This is a genomic window from Cedecea sp. B1(4) (assembly GCF_059414925.1).
Window position 1 is genome coordinate 1 of record NZ_JCAHMZ010000289.1, and the last position, 322, is coordinate 322.

The window sequence follows — 322 nt, forward strand, 5'->3', positions numbered from 1 at the left end:
CGGTTCAGCAGGTGGATCGCGCCGCGCGCGCCGATGTCGGTGGTGGCCAGCAGCACGCCGTCCTGCCGCACGGTGCGGCCGGTGAGCGTGATGTCGCCGGTCGGCGCGGTGATCAGGCCGGTGTTGACGACCCGGCCGGCGCCGCTGCCGGCCTTGATCGCGGTGGAGATTTCGTTGCCCTGGGTGGTCGAACGCAGGTTGACGTCGGTGCCGTAGCCCTTGCGGATGTAGAAGTCGTCGCCGGCGGCCAGCGCGGCCTGGCCGCGCGGCGTGTGGATCGCGCCGGCGTTGTGCACTTCGCTGCCCAGCAGCAGCACGTAGC

The 322-nt window shown here is 72.0% G+C and carries 1 protein-coding gene; it reads right to left on the reverse strand.

Going from position 1 to position 322, the window contains the following annotated elements; all coding sequences use genetic code 11:
* Positions 1–322 (reverse strand): hypothetical protein (locus tag ACR6JA_RS22980; RefSeq protein ID WP_494599812.1); only part of this gene is annotated, 322 nt, incomplete at both ends.